This window comes from Streptomyces flavofungini, from assembly GCF_041028215.1.
Classification (GTDB): Bacteria; Actinomycetota; Actinomycetes; order Streptomycetales; family Streptomycetaceae; genus Streptomyces; species Streptomyces flavofungini_B.
Genome location: NZ_JASKYR010000389.1, coordinates 1 through 6938, shown reverse-complemented (window position 1 = coordinate 6938; position 6938 = coordinate 1). Strand labels below are relative to the sequence as shown.

The window sequence follows — 6938 nt, the reverse complement described above, 5'->3', positions numbered from 1 at the left end:
ATGCTGGGGGCCGCCGCCTGGAAGGACTGGGCGACCCGAAGGCACTCATCCCGCATCGCCTCGGCGGTCGGAAAACGCTCGTTCGGGTTCTTCTTCAGCGCGCGGGCGACGACCGCGTCCACGGCGGGCGGCAGCGCACGGTTGATCGAGGAGGGGGCGACCGGCTCCTCCTGTACGTGCGCGTACGCGATGGCCAGCGGCGAGTCCGCCTCGAACGGCAGCCGCCCGGTGACCAGTTGGAAGAGCATGATGCCGACCGAGTACAGGTCGGAGCGCGCGTCGACGCCGCGGCCGAGCGCCTGCTCGGGCGAGAGGTACTGCGGGGTGCCGACGACCATGCCGGTCTGCGTCATCGACGTGACGCCGGACTGCATGGCGCGGGCGATGCCGAAGTCCATGACCTTGACGACGTTGCGCTTGGTCATCATGACGTTGCCCGGCTTGATGTCGCGGTGGACCAGGCCCATCTCGTGGCTGATCTCCAGCGCCGCGAGCACATCGGCGGTGATCTTCAGCGCCTGGTCGGTCGGCATCGCGCCCTGCTGGCGCACCGCCGCGTCGAGCACGGAGCCGAGCGGCTGGCCCTCGACGTACTCCATGACGATGTACGGCATCGTCGCGCCGTCGAGATCGTCTTCGCCGGTGTCGAAGACCGACACGATGTTCGTGTGAGTGAGCTTCGCCACCGACTGGGCCTCGCGGCGGAAGCGCTCACGGAAGGACTGTTCGCGTCCGAGTTCGGTGTGAAGTGTCTTGATCGCGACTTGGCGATCGAGAACGGCGTCGTACGCCAGGTGCACCGAGGCCATGCCGCCCTCGCCGAGCAGATCGCGCAGTTGGTAGCGGCCACCGGCCAGCGAACGCCCCGCGTACCGCCCCTGTGCGCCGTCCTGGCTGCTCATCTCGTGCGTCCCCCATCGGCGCGGGCGCCGGACGGCTCCGCGGCTGCTGATCGATTACCGCTATTCCAGGCCAAGTCTGCCCCAGGACGATGACGCGTCAAGCTCGGTGCCCGTTCCGTGACCGTACGCGCAAGAAGCGTCTCGGAAGCGTTACAAGTTTGCGCATGAGCCCAAGGGAAGGCTTTGATGTCCGGTCCACCTCGAACCAGGGGGTGGTGCGAAGGCTGTAGCGTGGCCGACGGAGTACCCCGTATCGCGATGTACCCGGTACCAAGTACCACGATCAGAAACGACGGCGAGGACTGATGGCACAGACGCAGCGCGCTCAGGGCCCGTCCGACCCCGAGGCGTCTGGCGGCGGTATGTCGGACTCGCCCGAGTTGTGGGGCAACGGCGGACTGGTCGGCGACGGCCGGTACCGGCTGACGCACAGACTCGGCCGGGGCGGCATGGCCGAGGTTTTCGCGGCCGAGGACGTCCGTCTGGGGCGCACGGTCGCGGTCAAACTGCTCCGTTCCGACCTCGCGGAGGACCCGGTCTCCAAGGCGCGGTTCACGCGTGAGGCGCAGTCCGTCGCCGGTCTCAACCACCACGCTGTGGTGGCGGTGTACGACTCCGGTGAAGACGTCGTCGGGCCGAATGTCGTCCCGTACATCGTCATGGAGATCGTCGAGGGCCGGACGATCCGCGATCTGCTGATCAACGCGGAGGCGCCGGGCCCCGAGCAGGCCCTGATCATCGTGTCGGGCGTGCTCGAAGCACTCGCGTACTCGCACCAGCACGGCATCGTGCACCGCGACATCAAGCCCGCGAACGTGATCATCACCAACACCGGTGCGGTGAAGGTGATGGACTTCGGCATCGCGCGCGCCCTGCACGGCGCGCAGTCGACGATGACGCAGACCGGCATGGTCATGGGCACGCCCCAGTACCTCTCGCCCGAGCAGGCGCTCGGCAAGGCCGTCGACCACCGTTCCGACCTGTACGCGACCGGCTGTCTGCTCTACGAACTGCTCGCCCTGCGCCCGCCCTTCACCGGCGAGACACCGCTCTCGGTGGTCTACCAGCACGTCCAGGACCAGGCCGTGCCGCCCTCCGAGGTCTCGGACGCGGCGCCGCCGGAGCTGGACGGGCTCGTCATGCGCTCCCTGGCCAAGGACCCGGACGACCGGTTCCAGACCGCGGAGGAGATGCGCGGTCTCGTCCAGTACGGGCTCCAGATGCTGCACGAGCAGGGCAGTCACACGGGGACCTGGAACACCGGTCCCGTCGCGATGCACGAGGGCGGCAGCACGCCTGCGATGGGCGTCGCGGGGGCCGGTGCGATGGCGCACCCCGACTCCGGGACCGCGCAGATCCCCGGGCCGATGCTGCGTCCGCCGGGCGGTGACGACGGCGGCTTCGACGGTTCCCACCACGGGGGCAGGGGCGGCGGCGGCCGGGGCAAGGTCTGGATCGTCGTCGTGCTCGCGATCATCGCGATCGCGGTGGGCGTGGCGTTCGCGCTGAACGCGGCGGACAAGAAGGACAAGAAGGGCCCGGCGGACACTCCCACGACCAAGCAGTCGCAGGAGAAGAAGCCCAGCAAGAGCGCGGACGAGGACGCGACGGAGGAGGAGACGGCGCCGGAGGAGGGGACCGGGGAAGAGACGGACTACCCGCCGCAGACGAATCAGCCGACCGGACCTTCGCGGCCGACGAATCAGCCGACGCAGCCCACGGTGGAGCCGACGAAGCCGACGCAGGATCCCACCACGACCGACCCCACGGACGATCCGACGACGGACCCGACGGATGACCCGCCGGACCCGCCGGMSCYGACCGACGGCGGGGACACCGGTGACACCGGGGGCGATCYCGGGTAGTGGGCCCCGGCATCCGTGACGGCCGGGGCGGGCGGCGGCTCAGCGCAAGTGCTGGAGCACCCGGTCGTGCCCGGCGTACAGGGTGTGGACCTTGTTGACCTGAGGCTCTATCCGCAGGTACACCGGGTCGAAGAGCTCGCCGTCCGCGTAGTGGGGCGTGGGGCCGAAGAGGCGGAGTTCGGCGTTGGCCGGCTCGACCTTCGTGCAGAGGCCGATGAGCTGCACCGTCCACTGGCCCTCGCGCGCCGAGGCCTCGTTCAGGTTGTCCGCGCCGTACGCGACGACGCTGCCGACGCATGCCTGGTGGTAGCCGTAGCCGCGGTGCATGCGCAGCAGCAGTCTGCCGTCGACGACGATGTGCCGGGCCGCCGCGAGGAAGGGCAGCGCGCGCATGCTGGTCGCCACCCTGCCGTAGTCGGTGTGGCTGAGCAGTTCGAAGGCGAGCTGTTCGTCGGTGGGCATACCACCCACCTTCACGTACGGACGCGGCGCCGGAAAAGGGGCACCGGGCCCCCCGGGAAAGGGACCAAAGTCCCGGTTGGTCCCCGCGTCAGTGCCGCTCCGCCTGCATGCGGGCCACGTACGCGGCGGCCTGCGAGCGCCGCTCCATGCCCAGCTTGGAGAGCAGGCTGGACACGTAGTTCTTGATGGTCTTCTCGGCGAGGTGCAGCCGCTCGCCGATGACGCGGTTGGTCAGGCCCTCGCCGATCAGGTCGAGGATCTTCCGCTCCTGGTCGGTGAGGCCCGCGAGGCGGTCGTCGCCCTTGGCGTTGTTGCCGTCGCGCAGGCGCTCCAGGACGCGGGCGGTGGCGACGGGGTCCAGGAGGGACCGTCCGGCGGCCACGTCGCGCACGGCCGTCAGGAGTTCGTTGCCGCGGATGGCCTTGAGGACATAGCCCGAGGCACCGGCCATGATCGCGTCGAAGAGCGCCTCGTCGTCGGCGAACGAGGTGAGCATGAGGCACTTGATGTCCTCGTTCTGCGAGCGGATCTCGCGGCACACCTCGACCCCGCTGCCGTCCGGCAGGCGCACATCGAGCACGGCGACGTCCGGACGGGTCGCGGGGATCCTGACCAGGGCGTCCGCCGCGGTGCCCGCCTCGCCGACGACCTCGATGTCGGATTCCACGGAGAGCAGCTCATGGACTCCTCGGCGGACCACCTCGTGGTCGTCGAGGAGAAAAACCGTAATTTTTCCGTCTTCGCGCACGGAGCCAGTCTCACACACCATCTCTTTCGCCGCCCGGGCGGAACCCTGGCCGGTAACCCTTCCCGTTCCCGGGGTGCCCGGGATAACGTGCCGGTGTTCCGGCCCCCTGCCAGGCTGTGATCAGTGCTGTGACCAGGAAGTGTTCCCGATTTCCTCGATTTACTCGGTAATCCAAGCATTCGGCTCCCGGCCGTTTACTTGGAAATCCAAGCAAATACGCAGGTCAGATGGGGTTTCACAGAATTGGTGAGCACTGGGTAACGTGCATTGTGCAGGGCGCTCGCCGGGGCACCTGTCACGCCTGTTCCCGGCCGAGCCGTACCCACCCCGTGCGCGGGCACGGAACAGGCGAGCCCCACTGGCTACCCGGTAACCCCCGGGGGCCGGACCGACGGAGGAGCACACGTGACCGTGGAGAGCACCGCCGCGCGCAAACCGCGCCGCAGCAGTACCGGCGGCGGCAAGCGCGCCAGCGCGAAGAAGGCCGCGCCGCAGGAGAGCACGGAGCCCGAGCTCGTACAGCTCCTGACCCCCGAGGGCAAGCGGGTCAAGAGCGCGAAGACGGCCGAGTACGACGCCTACGTCGCCGGCATCACCGCCGAGGAGCTGCGCGGTCTGTACCGCGACATGGTCCTCACCCGCCGCTTCGACGCCGAGGCCACCGCCTTGCAGCGCCAGGGCGAGCTGGGCCTGTGGGCGTCGCTGCTCGGCCAGGAGGCCGCCCAGATCGGCTCGGGCCGTGCCACCCGCGACGACGACTACGTGTTTCCCACGTACCGTGAGCACGGCGTGGCCTGGTGCCGCGGGGTGGACCCCACGAACCTGCTCGGCATGTTCCGCGGCGTGAACAACGGCGGCTGGGACCCGAACTCCAACAACTTCCACCTGTACACGATCGTCATCGGCTCGCAGACGCTGCACGCCACGGGGTACGCCATGGGCGTCGCCAAGGACGGTGCCGACTCGGCCGTGATCGCGTACTTCGGTGACGGTGCCTCCAGCCAGGGCGACGTGGCCGAGTCCTTCACGTTCTCCGCGGTCTACAACGCGCCGGTCGTGTTCTTCTGCCAGAACAACCAGTGGGCCATCTCCGAGCCGACCGAGAAGCAGACCCGGGTGCCGCTCTACCAGCGCGCGCAGGGCTACGGCTTCCCCGGCGTCCGTGTCGACGGCAATGACGTGCTCGCCGTGCTCGCCGTGACGAAGTGGGCCCTTGAGCGGGCCAGGAACGGTGAGGGCCCGGCGCTCATCGAGGCGTTCACGTACCGCATGGGCGCGCACACCACCTCCGACGACCCGAGCAAGTACCGCAGCGACGACGAGCGGGTGGCCTGGGAGGCCAAGGACCCGATCCTGCGGCTGCGGGCGTACCTGGAGTCCGAGGGGCACGCGGACGAGAAGTTCTTCGCGGAACTCGACGACGAGAGCGAGACGTTGGGCAAGCGGGTGCGAGAGGTGGTGCGGGCGATGCCGGACCCTGACCTGATGGCGATCTTCGAGAACGTGTACGCCGACGGGCACGCCCTCGTCGACGAGGAGCGCGCCCAGTTCGCCGCCTACCAGGCGTCGTTCGCGGACGGGGAGGGCAAGTAACGATGGCTGTCCAGAAGCTTCCCATCGCCAAGGCGATCAACGAATCGCTGCGCACGGCGCTGGAGAACGACCCGAAGGTCCTCATCATGGGCGAGGACGTCGGCAAGCTCGGCGGCGTCTTCCGCGTCACGGACGGGCTCCAGAAGGACTTCGGCGAGGACCGGGTCATCGACACCCCGCTCGCCGAGTCCGGCATCGTCGGCACGGCCATCGGCCTCGCCCTGCGCGGGTACCGCCCGGTGGTGGAGATCCAGTTCGACGGCTTCGTCTTCCCCGCGTACGACCAGATCGTCACGCAGCTCGCGAAGATGCACGCCCGCGCGCTCGGCAAGATCAAGATGCCGGTCGTCATCCGCATTCCGTACGGCGGCGGCATCGGCGCCGTCGAGCACCACAGCGAGTCCCCCGAGACGCTCTTCGCGCACGTCGCGGGCCTGAAGGTGGTCTCTCCCTCGAATGCGGCGGACGCCTACTGGATGATGCAGCAGGCCATCCAGAGCGACGACCCGGTGATCTTCTTCGAGCCCAAGCGCCGGTACTGGGACAAGGGCGAGCTCGACAAGGAGGCGATCCCCGGGCCGCTGCACAAGGCCGTCGTCGCCCGCGAGGGCAGCGACCTCACGCTCGCGGCGTACGGCCCGATGGTGAAGGTGTGCCTGGAGGCGGCAGCTGCGGCCGAGGAGGAGGGCAAGTCCCTGGAGGTCCTCGACCTGCGCTCCATGTCGCCGATCGACTTCGACGCCGTACAGGCCTCGGTGGAGCGGACGCGGCGGCTCGTCGTCGTCCACGAGGCACCGGTCTTCCTCGGTACGGGCGCGGAGATCGCGGCGCGCGTCACCGAGCGGTGCTTCTACCACCTGGAGGCCCCGGTGCTGCGGGTCGGCGGCTATCACGCCCCGTATCCGCCCGCGCGGCTCGAAGAGGAGTATCTGCCGGGTCTCGACCGGGTGCTCGACGCCGTCGACCGCTCGCTGGCGTACTGAGGGAGAGGGTCGTGACGACGATGACAGACACCGCTCTTGCCGAGTTCAAGATGCCGGACGTGGGTGAGGGGCTCACCGAGGCGGAGATCCTCAAGTGGTTCGTGGCGCCGGGTGACACCGTCACCGACGGCCAGGTCGTGTGCGAGGTCGAGACGGCGAAGGCGGCCGTCGAGCTGCCCATCCCGTTCAACGGCGTCGTGCGTGAGCTGCGCTTCCCCGAGGGCACCACGGTCGACGTGGGCCAGGTGATCATCGCGGTCGACGTGTCGGGCGGCGCCGGTCCCGCGTCCGAGCCGGAGACGGCGCCCGTGCAGGAGACCGTGCCCGAGCCCGAGGCCGAGGCCGCCCCCGAGGGCCGCAAGCCGGTGCTCGTGGGCTACGGAGT

The 6938-nt window shown here is 69.3% G+C and carries 7 protein-coding genes; 4 read left to right on the top strand and 3 right to left on the bottom strand.

The window, feature by feature from the left end; translation table 11 throughout:
• Positions 1 to 902 (bottom strand): protein kinase domain-containing protein (locus AB8Z36_RS24570; RefSeq protein WP_369215542.1); only part of this gene is annotated, 902 nt, incomplete at its 3' end.
• Between the two features lie 305 nt (positions 903 to 1207).
• Between AB8Z36_RS24570 and AB8Z36_RS24565 the strand changes: the two genes are divergently transcribed.
• Positions 1208 to 2767: a protein kinase domain-containing protein gene (locus AB8Z36_RS24565; protein WP_369215541.1), complete on the top strand. Its 1560-nt coding sequence runs from the start codon at positions 1208 to 1210 to the stop codon at positions 2765 to 2767.
• A 39-nt stretch (positions 2768 to 2806) separates the two neighbouring features.
• Here the strand turns inward: AB8Z36_RS24565 and AB8Z36_RS24560 are convergent, their stop codons facing one another.
• The gene (locus AB8Z36_RS24560; RefSeq protein WP_369215540.1) at positions 2807 to 3229 is read right to left on the bottom strand and encodes a pyridoxamine 5'-phosphate oxidase family protein; all 423 of its coding nucleotides are present in this window, start codon (positions 3227 to 3229) and stop codon (positions 2807 to 2809) included.
• A gap of 88 nt (positions 3230 to 3317) precedes the next feature.
• Positions 3318 to 3977 (bottom strand): response regulator, encoded by a 660-nt coding sequence (locus tag AB8Z36_RS24555; protein WP_369215539.1) that lies wholly within the window; start codon positions 3975 to 3977, stop codon positions 3318 to 3320.
• A gap of 405 nt (positions 3978 to 4382) precedes the next feature.
• Here AB8Z36_RS24555 and pdhA point away from each other — a divergent pair, with 405 nt between their 5' ends.
• From pdhA to AB8Z36_RS24540, 3 genes are all read left to right on the top strand, one after another.
• A complete protein-coding gene (gene pdhA / locus AB8Z36_RS24550) occupies positions 4383 to 5570 on the top strand; it encodes a pyruvate dehydrogenase (acetyl-transferring) E1 component subunit alpha (RefSeq protein ID WP_369215538.1) in 1188 nt (395 codons plus the stop codon).
• A 2-nt stretch (positions 5571 to 5572) separates the two neighbouring features.
• Positions 5573 to 6553 (top strand): alpha-ketoacid dehydrogenase subunit beta, encoded by a 981-nt coding sequence (locus tag AB8Z36_RS24545; RefSeq protein WP_369215537.1) that lies wholly within the window; start codon positions 5573 to 5575, stop codon positions 6551 to 6553.
• A gap of 11 nt (positions 6554 to 6564) precedes the next feature.
• The coding region (locus AB8Z36_RS24540; RefSeq protein ID WP_369215536.1) for a biotin/lipoyl-containing protein at positions 6565 to 6938 on the top strand (374 nt) is incomplete at its 3' end.